The organism is Janibacter alkaliphilus (assembly GCF_013408565.1).
GTDB lineage: Bacteria > Actinomycetota > Actinomycetes > Actinomycetales > Dermatophilaceae > Janibacter > Janibacter alkaliphilus.
This window is the reverse complement of record NZ_JACBZX010000001.1, coordinates 97716-112059: the sequence shown is the minus strand read 5'-3', so window position 1 is coordinate 112059 and position 14344 is coordinate 97716. Positions and strand designations below refer to the sequence as shown.

The window sequence follows — 14344 nt, the reverse complement described above, 5'->3', positions numbered from 1 at the left end:
TGTGCGCCGCGTCGTCGCGTGCTCTACGAGCGGCTCAGCCCAGGTCGACGGCCAGCTCGGGCCCGGTCGCGGCACGCACCTCGTCCTGCGTGACCCCGGGAGCGAGCTCGCGCAGCACCAGGCCGTCGGCGGTGACGTCGATGACCGCGAGGTCGGTGATGATCCGCTGCACGACGCCCTTGCCGGTGAGCGGCAGCGTGCAGTCCGGCACGATCTTGTGGGTGCCGTCCTTGGCGACGTGCTCCATGAGCACGACGACCTTGCGGGCGCCGTGCACGAGGTCCATCGCCCCGCCCATGCCCTTGACCATCTTGCCCGGGATCATCCAGTTGGCGATGTCGCCGTTGGCGGCGACCTGCATGGCGCCGAGGATGGCGGCGTCGACCTTCCCGCCGCGGATCATCCCGAAGCTCGTCGCCGAGTCGAAGATGCTCGCGCCCCGGCGCAGGGTGACCGTCTCCTTGCCGGCGTTGATGAGGTCGGCGTCGACCGCGTCCTCGGCGGGGTAGGCCCCGACCCCGAGGATCCCGTTCTCCGACTGCAGCACGATCTCGACGTCGTCGGGGACGAAGTTGGGCACCAGCGTCGGCAGGCCGATACCGAGGTTGACGTAGTCGCCGTCGGCCAGCTCGCGGGCAGCCCGGGCCGCCATCTCGTCACGGGTCAGCGCCATCTCAGGCCTCCTTCGTCCCGGCCGGGGTGACCGTCCGCTTCTCGATCCGCTTCTCCTGCGCCTGCTCCGGGGTCAGCGCCACCACCCGGTGGACGTAGATCCCCGGCAGGTGCACCTCGTCCGGGTCGATCTCGCCCGGCTCGACCAGCTCCTCGACCTCGGCCACGCACACCCGCCCGGCCATCGCCGCCAGCGGGTTGAAGTTGCGGGCGCTGGTGCGGAAGACGAGGTTGCCGTGCCGGTCGCCCTTCCAGGCCCGGACCAGGGCGAAGTCGGTGGCGATCGCCTCCTCGAGCACGAACTCGTGGTCGGCCGTGACGCTGGCGCCGTCGGCGTCCAGCGTGGTGGTGCTGAAGGTGCGGGTCTCCTTCGCCGGCGAGGCGACGGCGATGTTCGCGGTCTCGTTGCCCTGGCCGTCGTAGCGCCAGGGCATGCCGCCCTCGGCGATCTGGGTGCCCACCCCGGTGCGGGTGAAGAAGGCGGCGATGCCGGCGCCGCCGGCCCGCAGCTTCTCGGCGAGGGTGCCCTGCGGGGTGAGCTCGACCTCCAGCTCGCCGCTGAGGTACTGCCGGGCGAACTCCTTGTTCTCCCCGACGTAGGAGGAGACCATCCGACGGATCTGGCCGGCGTCGAGCAGCACGCCCAGCCCCCAGTCGTCGACGCCGCAGTTGTTCGAGACGCACTCCAGGTCGCGCACGCCGCGGGAGTGCAGCTCGGCGATGAGCACGCTGGGGATGCCGCACAGGCCGAAGCCGCCGACGGCCAGGGAGGCGCCGTCCGGGATGTCGGCGACGGCGTCGGCCGGGGATGTGACCACCTTGTCCATGTCGCGCAGGCTATCGGGCGGGTGACCTGGGCCACGACGGACCCCGCAGGAGCCCGAAATCCCCGAACAACAGGGACGTAATTAGCCTCTTGGGTCTGGCGTGTCTGGTGGTGCGGATGGAATAAGAGTGGTTGGCCGGGGTGGCTGATGTTCGTGTGACTGCTGGTGCCCTGGCCCAGGACGGCTCACCCCTGACCTTCCTGGAGAGGTCCTCCCCCTGACCTCCGTGACGACGCCACGAAGGAGCACCCGCGTGTCCCGTACCGCCCGCCTGGTCGGCGCGACGATGGTCCCGGCCCTCGCCCTCCCGCTGGGGGCGTCGATCGCCACCGCGCGCCAGGGTGCCGTGCCGGCACCACCGACCAACAGCAACCTGCCCAGCGGTCTGGACGTGGCCTCGCCGTACCTGCCGCAGACCGTCTGCGACCCGGACGCCAAGCCAGGGGTCACCGCCTTCGCCCGGCTCATGGCCAACCACTACAGCGAGTACAGCTACGGCATCTCCCGGGCCTGCAACTACGGCCTCACCGAGCACTCCGAGGGTCGTGCCCTGGACTGGATGCTCAACGCCTACGACTCCCACGAGCGCGAGGTCGCAGACAGCGTCCTCGCCTGGCTGATGGCCCCCGACAGCCAGGGTCGGCCGGCAGCCATGGCCCGCCGCTTCGGGATCATGTACATCATCTGGAACCGCAAGATCTGGTCGACCTACAACATGAGCGCCGGCTGGCGGCCCTACAGCGGCGTCAGCCCGCACACCGACCACATCCACTTCAGCTTCAGCTGGGACGGCGCCATGCAGCGCACGTCCTGGTGGACCGGGAAGCCGTGGACCAGCGTCACCCGCACCCCGGGCGGCACCCCCGGCAACGTCGTCGACAGCAGCAGCTACCCGACGCTGCGCCAGGGTGCCTCCGGCTCCGACGTGGCGCTCGCCCAGAAGGTCATCGGGGTCAGCGCCGACGGAGAGTTTGGCCCGGCCACCTTCACCGCCCTGAAGACCTGGCAGCGCAAGAACGACGTCAAGGTCACCGGGGTGCTGGACAAGGCCACCTGGAACAAGATGGTCCTGCTCGGCAAGATCCCCGCCCGCGGCGACATCGACGGCGGGCTGGCCCGCTACTTCGACACCTCCATCAAGAAGGGGTCCACCGGGTCCGCCGTCAAGGCGCTGCAGCGGACGCTGGGGATCACCGCCGACGGCCAGTTCGGCTCCGGCACCGAGGCGGCGGTCAAGGCCTTCCAGAAGAAGAAGAGCCTCATCGTCGACGGGATCGTCACCAACAACGTGTGGCGCGCCCTGGCCGGCATCGACTACAAGAAGAACGGTGGCGGCGGCAGCACCACCACGCCGGACAAGCCGGCCGCGCCGGCGATCAAGACCACCACCGAGTACCAGAACCTCAAGTCCACGGTGCTGCGCACCGGCTCCCGCGGGGCCGCCGTCAAGACGCTGCAGCGGGCCCTCGGCGGGGTCGCCGTCGACGGCGCCTTCGGCTCCGGCACGGAGAAGGCGCTGCGCTCCTTCCAGTGGCACAACGGGCTGCCGACCACCGGCACCACCACGGCGAAGACGTGGGAGGCCCTGGAGAACCAGAAGTACCCCTTCCTGCGGTACCGCAAGACGGTGCTGCGCAAGGGCTCCACCGGCTACGCGGTGAAGATCCTGCAGCGCTACCTCGGGCTCAAGGACGACGGTGTCTACGGCACCTCCACCGCGGACGCGGTGCGTGCGCTGCAGGGCCGGCACGGCCTGTCGCGCACCGGCTACGTCGGCGGCCTGACCTGGCAGGCCCTGGAGCGCGAGGTGCGGGCGCGGCGCGGCTGAGCCGGCACCACCACGTCCGCCGGCCCGTCCCGCCGGCCCGTCCCGGCGGCCCGTGACCGCGGGCCTCAGCCCAGGGTGGCGGTGACCCCCTCGTCCTGGGCCCGCCGGGTCACCACGTCCGGCTGCGGCGACCCGAGGTGGGCGACCACCGACCCGCCGACGGACCAGGCGGCCAGGCAGCCCAGCAGCAGCTCCTCGGTGCCCGGGCCCACGAGCTGGGCCCGGGCGCCGGCGCTCAGCGGGTGGGCCGCGCCGGCCGCCGCCACCAGCGAGCCGTGGTCCAGCCGGCGGCCGGTGGTGACCAGCGCCGGGTCGCTGCCCGCGGGCTCCATCCAGGCCGTGAAGTCGTCACCGAAGGTGGCCAGCTCGGCCGCCTCGTCCATCACCCCGTCCGGCACCGGTGCCGCGGCCCGGCGGGCCAGCGCGCCGCGGGTCACCAGCACCGCCGGACCCGGCCGCAGGCGGTCCGGGTCGTCGGTGACCAGCAGCACCTCGTCCTCCTCGCCGTCGACGCCTGCGCCGAGGACCACGCCGCCGCCGACGCTCCACGTGGCCAGCGCCCAGTAGAGGGCCCGCCAGTGCGCCGCCACCTCGAGCCGGACCAGCCCGCCCGGCTCGAGGTCGTGCTCCTCCTGCAGGGCGTTGGCCGCCTTGCTCACCCAGTTGCCCAGGACACGACCGGAGAGCTCGATGCGCTCGCCGAGGGTCGGGCCGGGCAGGTCGTCGTAGCAGGTGATCCGGGGCGCCGCCGCGTCCTCGCGGAGCAGCCCGGTGAAGAGCTCGGCCGGTGTGGTCATGCGGCCACCGTACGGCGCTCGGCTACGGTGTCCGCCGTGGACGACCCCCGACCGCCCCGCTCCGGCCGGACCACCCTCGTCCTCGAGCGGGCGGTGGTCGCGCTCGCGCTGTGGACCGTCTCGCTCGGCCTCGTCGGCTCGGTGATCGCCCTGCTCGGCGCCTGGCACCCGCTGGTCGCGCTGACCGCGCTGCTGGTCACCGGGGCCGCCTCCTGGCGGGTGTCCGCGCGGGTGCCCGATCCGCGCGGCGGCGCCCGCGGTCCGTGGCCGGCGCTGCTGCTCGTGCTCGCCGTGCTCGCGGTCACCGTGTGGACCGGGGTCACCCACTCCGAGCAGATCCTGCCGCGGCGGGACTCGGCCAGCTACCTGCAGGCCACGGTCTACGTCGCCGAGACCGGCTCCCGGCCGGTCCCGGTCGAGCCGGAGAGCATCGGCGGGCCGCAGGCGCTGGAGATCGACGGGATCACCCTGGAGTCGCCGGCCTTCTACGAGATCGGGTCGGCGGACAGCCCGACCGTCCAGCCGCAGTTCATGCCCGGCCCGGCGCTCTGGTACTCGCTGCCGTGGTCGATCGCCGGGGCCGAGGCCACCTTCTGGGCGCCGGCGGTCTTCGGCGGGCTGGCCCTGCTCGCCCTGGGGCTGCTGGTCTCGCGGGTCGTCGGGCCCTGGTGGGGGGCGCCGGCGGCGCTGCTGGTCGGCGCCTGCTTCCCGTGGCTGCACACCTCCCGGTCCACCTACTCCGAGCCGCTGGCCGGGCTCACCCTGGCCGCGGGCTTCCTGCTGCTCACCCTCGTCGCGGCCGCCGCCGAGGACGCCCGCGCCGCCGGGGGAGGACCGGCCGGGGGCGGGCCACCGGGACGGGCGACGGGTGCCGCCGGTCGTGGTCTGCGGCTGGCCGCGCTGCTCGCCGGGCTGCTCGTCGGGGGCACGACGATCGTGCGGATCGACGCCCTGCGCGAGACCATGCTGCTGGTGCCGGTCGCCGCGCTGCTCATGGCCCGGGGACGCACCTGGCCCCGGGACGTCCTCGTCGGCGCCGCGGCCAGCACGATCGTCGGCTTCCTCGTCGCCGGCGTCGTCAGCTGGCGCTACCTCGGCGAGATCGCCGGATCGCTGGTGCCGCTCGTCGCGCTCGTGCTGCTGATGTCGCTGGTCTGCTGGTGGCTGCTGGGCCGGGCCCGCGCCGGGTGGAGCCTGCCCGCCGCGGTCACCGGCCGGCTGCCCGGGCTGCTCGCCGGGCTGGTCGTGCTCGTCGGCGTCGGGCTGGCGCTGCGCCCGCTGGTGATGACCGTGCGCCAGGACCCCAGCGACCCGGGGGCGATGTACGTCGCCCGGATGCAGGCCGAGCAGGGGCTGACCGTGGACGGCGGACGGACCTACGCCGAGCACTCGGTGCAGTGGCTCTCCTGGTGGGTCGGGCCGGCCGCGCTCGTCGTCGCGCTGCTCGCGCTGGCGCTGCTGGCCCACCGGCTGGGCAGCGCCTGGCGGGACGGGGAGCCCGCCCGGCTGCCCGCGTGGGGCGCAGCGCTGCTGGTGACCACCGGCTCCACGCTGCTGACCCTGTGGCGCCCCGGGATCACCCCGGATCACCCCTGGGCCGACCGTCGGCTGCTCATCGCCCTCCCGCTGGTGCTCGTGCTCGTCGTCGCCGCGGCCGCCTGGGCGACCCGGCGGCTCGCCGAGCGGGGCCAGCACCCGGCGGCCGCCGCGGCCGGGGCGGCGCTGCTCGCCGTCGCCGCGGTGCCCACCTGGCTGGCCACCGCCCCGCACGCCACCGAGCGGATCGAGCAGGGCGAGCTGGCGGCGGTGGAGCAGGTATGCGCGTCGCTGCAGCCGCAGGACGTGGTGCTCGCCGTCGACGACTGGGCGGTCAACCAGTGGCCCCAGGTCTCCCGCGGCATGTGCGAGGTCCCGGCGCTGGCCGCCGAGGGCAGCCTGCGCGACGACCCGGAGGCGCTCGCCGACGCGGCCCAGCAGCTGGACGCCCTGGTCGCCGAGCGGGGCGGCCGGGTGCTGCTGCTGGCCAACCGCGACGAGGCCAGCCTCACCGACCTCGGCGCCACCGAGGTGACCCAGGTCGTCGACGTCACCCTGGAGGAGGACATGCGCATCCTCGAGGAACGCCCCGACGGCACCACCGAGCTGCCGCTGCAGGTGTGGACGGGCAGGGTGCCCGCGGGCGGCTGACCCGGCCGCCGCGTGCCGTGACCGGCCGCGCCCTGCGGGTCGCATAGGCTGCCACCCGAGATGAGCGAGCACGAGGAGCCCACGCGGCCGATGACCCGACCTGCGTCCGAGACGACGTGGGACCCCAACGCACCCTCCTCGGTGACCCCCGCGGTCGCCGGACACCCCGGGCGCCGCGACCCCGTCGTGGAGCACGTCGGCGTCGGCGAGCCGGTCGAGCGGCGCCCCGGCGACCCGCAGGTGACCGTCGTGCTGCCGTGCTTCAACGAGGGTGAGCACGTCCTGCTGGAGATCGAGCGGATCAGCCGGGTCATGGACGCCAGCGAGTTCGACTACGAGCTGCTCTGCATCGACGACGCCTCCACCGACAACACCCTCGAGGTGCTCACCACGGCCGCCCGGGACTATCCCGCGATCCGCATCCTCGCCTTCCGCCGCAACGGTGGCTCCGGCACGGCCCGCCGGATCGGTACCCAGCAGGCCCGCGGCGAGATCGTCGTGTGGACCGACGCCGACATGACCTACGAGAACGAGCGGATCCCCGACCTGGTGCGCATCCTCGAGGAGGACGACTCCTACGACCAGGTGGTCGGTGCCCGGACCACCGAGGAGGGCACCCACAAGTGGGCGCGGGTGCCGGCGAAGTGGGTGATCCGCAAGATCGCCGAGTGGCTGAGCAAGCAGCGCATCCCGGACCTCAACTCCGGGCTGCGGGCCTTCCGGCGCTCGGTCTCGCTGCCCTACCTGCGGCTGCTGCCGCCCGGCTTCTCCTGCGTCACGACGATCACGCTGGCCTTCCTCATGAACCAGCACGACATCCGGTACGTCGAGACGAGCTACGCGAAGAGGGCCGGGGAGAGCAAGTTCAAGTTCTTCCGGGACGCCTACCGCTACATCCTGCAGGTGCTGCGGATGGTGATGTACTTCGATCCCTTGCGGGTGCTCATGCCGCCGGCGCTGATCCTCTTCCTGATCGGGGTCGGCAAGGGTCTGGTGGACATGGTCCGCCACCCCTTCTACTTCCCGGCCAGCACGATCCTGCTGCTCGTCGCCGGCCTGCTCATCGGCTCGCTGGCGCTGATGGCCGACCTGCTCGTGCGCAGCCGCGACGACACCACCGTCTAGCGCGGCGCGGATGAGCCCGGAGGCCTCGCTGAAGGTCGCCCTGGTCGGCCCGACGCACCCGTACAAGGGTGGCGTCGCGTCGCACACCACCACGCTCGCCCACGAGCTCGAGGCGGCCGGCCACGAGGTGACCCTGGTCTCCTGGAGCCACCTCTACCCGAGTTTCTTCTACCCCGGCGAGCAGTCGGTGCCCAGCGGCGGCTCGCCCGACGTCACCCCCTTCCCGCGGACCGTGCGCGCCCTCTCCTGGGCGCGCCCGGACACCCTGGTCCGGGCCGGTCGGCGGCTGCGCGAGATGGACGTCATCATCGTCGTGCACGTCATCCCCCCGGTGGTCCCGCTGCACCTGACCCTGCTCGCCGCGGCGGGCGCCGGCCGCGCCGGCGGCCCGCGCAGCATCGTCATCGCCCACAACGTCCTGCCGCACGAGCCGCACCCCGGGGACGCCGCCCTCATGCGGGCCCTGGTGCGGCGGGTGGACGCGGTGGTCGTGCACTCGGCCGAGCAGGCCGGCCTCGCCCGCGAGCTGGGCGCCGCCGACGTCGTCGTCGCCGACCTGCCGCCGCACCTGCCGGGTGGTCCGCCCGCCGAGCGGGCCCGGCACGACGGCCCGACCCGGTTGCTCGCGCTGGGGCTGGTGCGCGGCTACAAGGGCATCGACGTGCTGCTGCGGGCGATGCGCCAGGTGCCCGAGGTCACCCTCACCGTCGCCGGGGAGATGTGGGGCGAGGCGGGCGAGACCATCCGCGGCCTGGCCGCCGAGCCGGCGCTGCGCGGCCGGGTCGAGATCCGCAGCGGCTACGTGCCCGCCGACGACATCGCCGGCCTCCTCGCCGAGCACGACGTGCTCGCGCTGACCTACCGCAGCGCCACCGCCAGCCAGAACGTGCTGCTCGCCCAGACCCACGGCATGGCCGTGCTCGCCTCCCGGGTGGGCACCTTCGGCGAGCAGGTCCGTGACGGGGTGGACGGCTACCTGGTGCCCCCGGACGACGAGCCGGCGGTGGCCGCCGCGCTGCGCCGGCTGGCCGACCCGGGCACCCTGGCCGGCCTGCTGGCGGCGGTGCGCCCGCCCGACCTCACCGGCCCCTGGGCCCGCTACGTCGGTGCGCTGGAGCGTGCGGCCGCCGGGGTCACGGCGACCGAGCCGGACGCCGAGCGCGGCACGTCCGGTCCTCTGACGCGGGCCCGGCGAGGTCTGCTGGGTGCCCGTCGCCGGACCGGTCGCGCGGTCCGGGAGCAGCTGGAGCGCGCCGGGACCACCGTCGAGCTGACCCGGCGCGACTTCCCCGCCTCGGTCCGTCCGACCGACGTCCTCGCCGTCGACGCCCAGATCGACGAGGCCACCGCCGTCGCCCGGGGGCTGGGCCTGCCGCGCAGCGGCCGCGGCATGGCCCGCTGGGCGGCCCTCGGGGCCCTTGAGGCGCTGGTCGCCGCGGTCGACGACGGGCACCGGTCGGCGGTCGTCGTCGACGCCTCGGGGGAGGGCTCGCCCTTCGCCCGGTGGGCCCGAGCGGCCGGGTTCGCCCCGGTGGAGGCGGGGGAGGAGAGCGACTCCCCGGCGCTGGACGTCGACCCGCAGAGCCTCGACCTCATCTCGAGGTTGCACCCCGGCGACGTCACCGTCGACGAGCTCGGCCCGCTGCTGCACCAGGCCGCGGGGGCGCTCCGCCACGGCGGCCTGCTGTGCCTGACCCTGCCGGTCGGCGGGGCCCACGGCGCGGTGGCCACCACCGCCGACCTGCGCGGCGCCGTGGCCCGCGCCGACAGCGCCGGCCTGGCCCTCGTCGGCGACCTCGACGGCGACCTCACCGCGCGGCTGCAGCACGCCGCGCGGGTCAGCGCCGACCCGGAGGCGGCGCACGCGCTGGTCCGGCTGACCCTGCGGCGCCGATGACCGGCGCCAGCCCCTCGGCCGAGCCGGCGGCCGCCCCGAGACGCTCGTCGCGCAAGCGCCTGCTCGACGTCGTCCGGGTCGTCGTGCTCGTCGTCATCCTGCTGGCCGTCGGCATCGCCCTGTGGCGCAACTGGGACGCCGTCCGAGGGGACATCGGCCGGATCGGCCCGGCCAGCCTGGTCGCCGCGGTGCTCCTCTCGCTGGCCTCGCCCTTCCTCACCGTGTGCGGCTGGCGGGTGCTGATGGCCGACCTCGGGTCGCGGCTGCACATCGCCCCGGCCTCCGGGGTGTTCTTCGTCGGCCAGCTGGGCAAGTACCTGCCCGGCTCGGTGTGGTCGGTGGTCGTCCAGGCGGACATGGCCAAGGGGCTGGGGGTCCCGCGCAGCCGGACCGCCGTGATCGGGCTGCTGACGATCATGATCTCGGCGCTGACCGGGATGATCGCCGGGCTGCCGGCGCTGCCGGCCCTGCTCACCCGCGAGGCCGGCGCGGTCCCGCCGTGGGCGATCGTCGCGGTCATCCTGGCGCTGGCGGTGCTGCTCTGGCCGCCGCTGCTCAACCGGGGGATCCGCACGGCCATGCGGCTGCTGCGGCGCGACCCGCTGCCGCACGACCTCACCCCCGCCGCGGTCGGGCTCTCGGCGCTCTGGTTCACCCTCTCCTGGGGCGCCGGCGGGCTGGCCGTCTGGGTGATGGCCCGCAGCGTCGCCCCGGCCGGCTACGACGGCTGGCACCTGTTGCTGGTCTCGGTCAGCGGCTACCTGCTCGCCGCCGGCATCGGCATGTTCAGCTTCATCGTGCCGGCCGGCGTCGGGGTGCGCGACGGCGTGCTCGTGCTGCTGCTGGCCACCTCGATGCCGGTGGCCGCCGCGACCGCCGTCGTCGTCGTCTCCCGCTTCCTCACCGTGGTGGCCGACGTCGCCTGGGCCGGCGCCGGCTGGCTCTGGGGACGTACCCACCATCTCCTGCCCGATCGCCGACCTAGGATGGACGACCATGTCTGAGCAGAGCACCAGCACCGGCGGCCAGGTGGCCGCGCCTCCGGGGGGCCGGGTCCTCGCCGTCGCCAAGCGTGTCGCCGAGCACGTGCTGTGGGCGCGGGTGGGCGGCCAGCGCCGGGTCGAGGCCCGGACGAAGGGGGCGGCCCGCCCGCTGCCGACGTCGGTCCCGCCCACCGGGGTGCTGGACTCCCGGGCCACCTGGGAGGCGGCCGCGGCCGAGGCACGGCGGCTGCGCCTGCCGCTGCACCGCGACCTGCCGAAGAACTGGGACGCCCTCGGCGCGATCGGCGCCGTGCTGGACCTGGCCGACGACGGCAGCCGGAGCGCCAGGGTGATGGACGCCGGCAGCGCCCGCTACTCGCCGGTGCTGCCGTGGCTGCGCCTCTACGGGCTGGGCGAGCAGCCGGGCTCGCTGCTGGGCATCAACCTCGAGTTCGGCGCCGCGGTCAGCCGGGACGGGGTGGAGTTCCGCTACGGGGACGTCACCGACACCGGGATCGCCGACGGCCGCCTGGACGCGATCACGTGCATGTCGGTGATCGAGCACGGGGTCCCGCTGGAGGGCTTCCTCGCCGAGTCGGCGCGGCTGCTGCGCCCCGGCGGGGTACTGTGCGTCTCCACCGACTACGACCAGGACCCGCCGGACACCACCGGGCGCACCGTCTACGGCAGCGAGGTGCACATCTTCTCCCCGGCGGAGATCCGCGACCTCGTGGCGACCGCCGAGGCGCACGGGCTGGAGCTCGTCGGCACCCTCGACGACGCGGTGCTGGCCCACCAGGAGCGACCGGTGCACTGGGACCGGGTCGACCTCGACTACACCTTCATCCTGCTCACCTTCCGGCGTCGCTGACGCCCGGCTCCGCCCGTCTGGCGACCGGACCGACCGCCTGAGGTCCCCGTGGAACGCAGCAGAGCGCACCGGCCGCCCGACCCGGTCGACCTCGACCTGAGCCTGGGGACGCTGGTGCGCGGGCGCGGCGACCCGACCTCGTCGCGCCGGTCGGACGGCTGGTGGTTCGCCTGGCACACCCCGCAGGGCCCGACCACGCTGCACCTGCGCCCCGAGGGCGAGCAGGTGGCCGCCAGCGCCTGGGGGAGCGGAGCGGACTGGATGCTCGACCGGCTCCCCGATCTGCTCGGGGAGCGGGACGACGTCTCCGGCTTCGTCCCGCACCACGAACTGGTCGCCCGCGCCTGGCCGCGCTACGCCGCCTGGCGGGTCCCGGCCACCGGGCTGGTCGCCCAGTCCCTCGTCTGCAGCGTGCTCGAGCAGCGGGTCACCGGCCGGGAGGCCTTCACCAGCCAGCGGCGGCTGGTGCGCCGCTTCGGCGAGCCGGCGCCCGGCCCGGGCGCCGCGCTGGGGCTGGTCTGCCCGCCCAGCAGCGCGGACTGGGCCCGGATCCCGTCCTGGGAGTGGCTGCGCGCCGGCGTGGACGCCTCCCGCTCACGGGTGGTGGTCACCGCGCTGCGCTCGGCCGGTCGGCTCGACGAGTGCGCCGGGCTGCCGCTGGAGGCGGCGCGGGCCCGGCTGCGCTCGCTCCCAGGGGTGGGCGTGTGGACCACGGCCGAGGTGACCCAGCGGGCGCTCGGCGACGCCGACTCACCGAGCTACGGCGACTACCACGTGGCCCGCAACGTCACCTACAACCTCACCGGCGAGATCGGCGACGACGAGGCGATGGCCGCGCTGCTCTCGCCCTATGCGCCGCAGCGGTACCGGGCGCAGCGGATCATCGAGGGCGCCGGCCCGGGGGTGCCGCGCCGGGGTCCGCGCCGCTCGCTGCCGACGCACCTGCCGACCCGCTGGTGAGGCAGCCGGCCCGGACGTGCTCGGGCCTCGGCCCTGGCGCTCCAGGCTCGACCGGCTGCGCGCTCAGGTCTCGCCCGGCGGCGCGCTCAGGTCCCGCCCGGCGACGCGCAGGCGCAGCCCGTCGCTGGTCCACCGCTCGTCGACCACCCGCAGCCCCTCGGCGTGCAGCGCGACCTCGGCGCGGGCGCGCAGCACCCCGAGCACGTAGCGGTCCGCGGCGACCAGGGTGAGCTCGTCCTCGCCGAGGTCGGCGCCGGCCTGCTCGGCCAGATCCTCCGCGAGCGGCAGCAGGGTCAGCCGCAGCGCCCGGGCGAGCCTCTCCGCCACGGTCTCCGTGCCGGTCGCGGGGATGCCGACGGCCGAGGCCGTCGGGCCGCCCGGTGCCGCGCCGAGCGCCGCGCGCACGGCCTCCACGTGCCCCCGGGCGAACCAGTCGCCAGGGCCGGTCCGCACCAGGCTCCGGGCCCCCGCAGCGGTGGGGTCGACCATCGCCGGGAGGCCGCGCAGCAGGGCTGCCGGGACGCCCCGGGCCTTGCCCTTGACGAGGTCGGCGGCGGCGGCCAGCTCGTCGCCCACCGCCCGGCTGGTCACCGAGAGAGCACGCCCGTCTGCGTCCGGCTCGCCGCGGTGGTCGTGGACCAGCCGGACCCCGCTGGCGCCGAGCGCCAGGTCGGTCTGCCCGGCCCGCCAGGCCCGCCCCGCGGTGTCGGTGACCAGCACGCCCAGCCGGTCCGGGTCGTTGCCGCTGTGCTGCGCCAGCTGCTGGCGCAGCTCGTGCGCGCAGCCGTCCGGATCGGCCGGCAGCAGCAGCACCGCGTCCGGGTCGACGCCGACGTTCGAGGCGTCCACCCCGGCCGCGGCCATCACCGGCCCGGCCGCCGCCTCGACCACCCGGGTGACCCGGCCGTGGGCGACGGCGCGCTCGGCCAGCACCCGGACGGTCCCGGCCGCGACCGCCTGCTCGCGCTGGTCGGCCGGCGCGCGCAGGCCGAGCGCCTTGGAGACGACCTTGCTGGAGACGGCCAGCACGTCACCGTCGGTCAGACCGCCGTGCTCGGCCGCAGCCGCCACCAGGTCGCAGGCCAGCGCAGCCAGGCCGTCGGCACCCACCTCGCCGACCCCGTGCAGGGCGAGCACCTCGACCCGGTCGGGATCGGCGGAGGTCACCGCCGCACGTCCTGCGCGAGCCGCAGCGTCTCAGCGGCGATGTCGGCGCTCGCCTCCAGGTCGCTCATCAGCAGCGGCGAGGAGTGCGCCCGGGTGGTCCATCGCGACCCGGGGGCGCTCGGCCGGGGGTCCTGCGGGTCCACCAGCCAGCCGTCGAGCAGGTCGCGGTAGAGGCCGGCGATCCCGGCCGAGCTGACCTCGACCCCGATGGCCTCCAGGCAGACGTCGGCGTGGCCGCGGACCGGGCGGCCGCCGACGAGCGGGCTGACCCCGACCACCGGCGCGGCGCACCCGCGGACCGCGTCCCGCAGACCGGGGACGGACAGGATGATCCCCAGCGAGACCACCGGGTTGCTCGGCGGCAGGACGACGACGTCGGCGCCGCGGATCGCCTCCAGCACCCCGGGGGCCGGGGTGGCGCGGTCCATACCGGCGACGACGAAGCGCGCCGGGGTGGGGCGGGCGCCCATCTGCACCCACCACTGCTGGAAGTGCACCGCCTCCTGGGCCTCCTCGCCGTCGAGCACGGCGTGCGTCTCGACCGGCACGTCGCTCATCGGCAGCAGGCGGACCCCCTTCGCCGGCAGGCCCCAGCGCTGCGCCAGCCGGTCGGTCGCCTGGCTCAGCGAGGCCCCCTGACCGAGCCACGTGGTGCGGGCCAGGTGCGTGCCGATGTCCTTGTCGCCCAACGTGAACCACTGCGGCTGCACCCCGTAGGCCGCCAGCTCCGCCTGCACCGCGTGGCTCTCCTGCGCCCGACCCCAGCCGCGCTCCTCGTCGGCCCCCTCACCGAGGGTGTAGAGCAGCGTGTCCAGGTCCGGGCAGACCCGCAGACCGTAGAGCGTGATGTCGTCGCCGGTGTTGCCGATGACGGTGATCTCGCTGCCCGCGAGCTCGTCGGTACGGTCCCGGTGGTGCAGCAGACCGCGGACGAAGCGGGCGCCGCCGACCCCTCCGGAGAGCACGGTGATTCGCATGGTCGCCATCCTCGCACCGGCCCCTCTGGCGGGGTCGGACCGGTGCGGATAGC

Annotated in this window: 12 protein-coding genes; 7 read left to right on the top strand and 5 right to left on the bottom strand. The window is 75.0% G+C overall.

The window, feature by feature from the left end; translation table 11 throughout:
- Positions 1–34: 34 nt before the first annotated feature.
- Entirely contained in the window at positions 35–673 is a 639-nt protein-coding gene (locus tag BJY28_RS00525; protein WP_179461279.1) for a CoA transferase subunit B, read from the bottom strand.
- 1 nt (position 674) lies between these two features.
- Positions 675–1499 (bottom strand): CoA transferase subunit A, encoded by an 825-nt coding sequence (locus BJY28_RS00520; RefSeq protein ID WP_179461278.1) that lies wholly within the window; start codon positions 1497–1499, stop codon positions 675–677.
- Positions 1500–1752: 253 nt separating this feature from the next.
- Here BJY28_RS00520 and BJY28_RS15930 point away from each other — a divergent pair, with 253 nt between their 5' ends.
- Positions 1753–3327, top strand: coding sequence for a peptidoglycan-binding protein (locus tag BJY28_RS15930; protein ID WP_179461277.1), 1575 nt, complete (start codon positions 1753–1755; stop codon positions 3325–3327).
- A gap of 65 nt (positions 3328–3392) precedes the next feature.
- On the opposite strand, the gene BJY28_RS00510 is transcribed toward BJY28_RS15930, so the two are convergent.
- Positions 3393–4124 (bottom strand): TIGR03089 family protein, encoded by a 732-nt coding sequence (locus BJY28_RS00510; protein WP_179461276.1) that lies wholly within the window; start codon positions 4122–4124, stop codon positions 3393–3395.
- 36 nt (positions 4125–4160) lie between these two features.
- Here BJY28_RS00510 and BJY28_RS00505 point away from each other — a divergent pair, with 36 nt between their 5' ends.
- Genes BJY28_RS00505 through BJY28_RS00480 form a run of 6 tightly spaced genes read left to right on the top strand, consistent with a single transcriptional unit; the run spans position 4161 to position 12147 of the window.
- The gene (locus tag BJY28_RS00505) at positions 4161–6311 is read left to right on the top strand and encodes a hypothetical protein (protein ID WP_179461275.1); all 2151 of its coding nucleotides are present in this window, start codon (positions 4161–4163) and stop codon (positions 6309–6311) included.
- Between the two features lie 60 nt (positions 6312–6371).
- Positions 6372–7436, top strand: coding sequence for a glycosyltransferase family 2 protein (locus BJY28_RS00500; protein ID WP_246313312.1), 1065 nt, complete (start codon positions 6372–6374; stop codon positions 7434–7436).
- Between the two features lie 10 nt (positions 7437–7446).
- On the top strand, positions 7447–9333 hold the full coding sequence (locus tag BJY28_RS00495; RefSeq protein WP_179461274.1) for a glycosyltransferase family 4 protein: 1887 nt from the start codon (positions 7447–7449) through the stop codon (positions 9331–9333).
- Positions 9330–10337, top strand: coding sequence for a lysylphosphatidylglycerol synthase domain-containing protein (locus BJY28_RS00490; protein WP_179461273.1), 1008 nt, complete (start codon positions 9330–9332; stop codon positions 10335–10337). Before BJY28_RS00495 ends, BJY28_RS00490 begins: the two co-directional genes overlap by 4 nt.
- The gene (locus tag BJY28_RS00485; protein ID WP_179461272.1) at positions 10330–11187 is read left to right on the top strand and encodes a class I SAM-dependent methyltransferase; all 858 of its coding nucleotides are present in this window, start codon (positions 10330–10332) and stop codon (positions 11185–11187) included. Before BJY28_RS00490 ends, BJY28_RS00485 begins: the two co-directional genes overlap by 8 nt.
- A 48-nt stretch (positions 11188–11235) precedes the next feature.
- Positions 11236–12147, top strand: a complete 912-nt coding sequence (locus BJY28_RS00480; RefSeq protein WP_179461271.1) for a DNA glycosylase family protein — start codon at positions 11236–11238, stop codon at positions 12145–12147.
- A gap of 63 nt (positions 12148–12210) precedes the next feature.
- Here the strand turns inward: BJY28_RS00480 and BJY28_RS00475 are convergent, their stop codons facing one another.
- On the bottom strand, positions 12211–13314 hold the full coding sequence (locus BJY28_RS00475; RefSeq protein ID WP_179461270.1) for a coenzyme F420-0:L-glutamate ligase: 1104 nt from the start codon (positions 13312–13314) through the stop codon (positions 12211–12213).
- Positions 13311–14291 (bottom strand): 2-phospho-L-lactate transferase, encoded by a 981-nt coding sequence (gene cofD / locus BJY28_RS00470; protein WP_179461269.1) that lies wholly within the window; start codon positions 14289–14291, stop codon positions 13311–13313. The genes BJY28_RS00475 and cofD overlap by 4 nt, the downstream gene beginning before the upstream one ends.
- Positions 14292–14344: the final 53 nt, after the last annotated feature.

Coding starts and splice junctions, on each gene's coding strand:
- BJY28_RS00520 (WP_179461278.1), bottom strand. CDS start 1,499: ATGGACAAGGTGGTCACATCCCCGGCCGACGCCGTCGCCGACATCCCG.
- BJY28_RS00510 (WP_179461276.1), bottom strand. CDS start 4,124: ATGACCACACCGGCCGAGCTCTTCACCGGGCTGCTCCGCGAGGACGCG.
- BJY28_RS00495 (WP_179461274.1), top strand. CDS start 7,447: ATGAGCCCGGAGGCCTCGCTGAAGGTCGCCCTGGTCGGCCCGACGCAC.
- BJY28_RS00525 (WP_179461279.1), bottom strand. CDS start 673: ATGGCGCTGACCCGTGACGAGATGGCGGCCCGGGCTGCCCGCGAGCTG.
- BJY28_RS00485 (WP_179461272.1), top strand. CDS start 10,330: ATGTCTGAGCAGAGCACCAGCACCGGCGGCCAGGTGGCCGCGCCTCCG.
- cofD (WP_179461269.1), bottom strand. CDS start 14,291: ATGCGAATCACCGTGCTCTCCGGAGGGGTCGGCGGCGCCCGCTTCGTC.
- BJY28_RS00500 (WP_246313312.1), top strand. CDS start 6,372: ATGAGCGAGCACGAGGAGCCCACGCGGCCGATGACCCGACCTGCGTCC.
- BJY28_RS00490 (WP_179461273.1), top strand. CDS start 9,330: ATGACCGGCGCCAGCCCCTCGGCCGAGCCGGCGGCCGCCCCGAGACGC.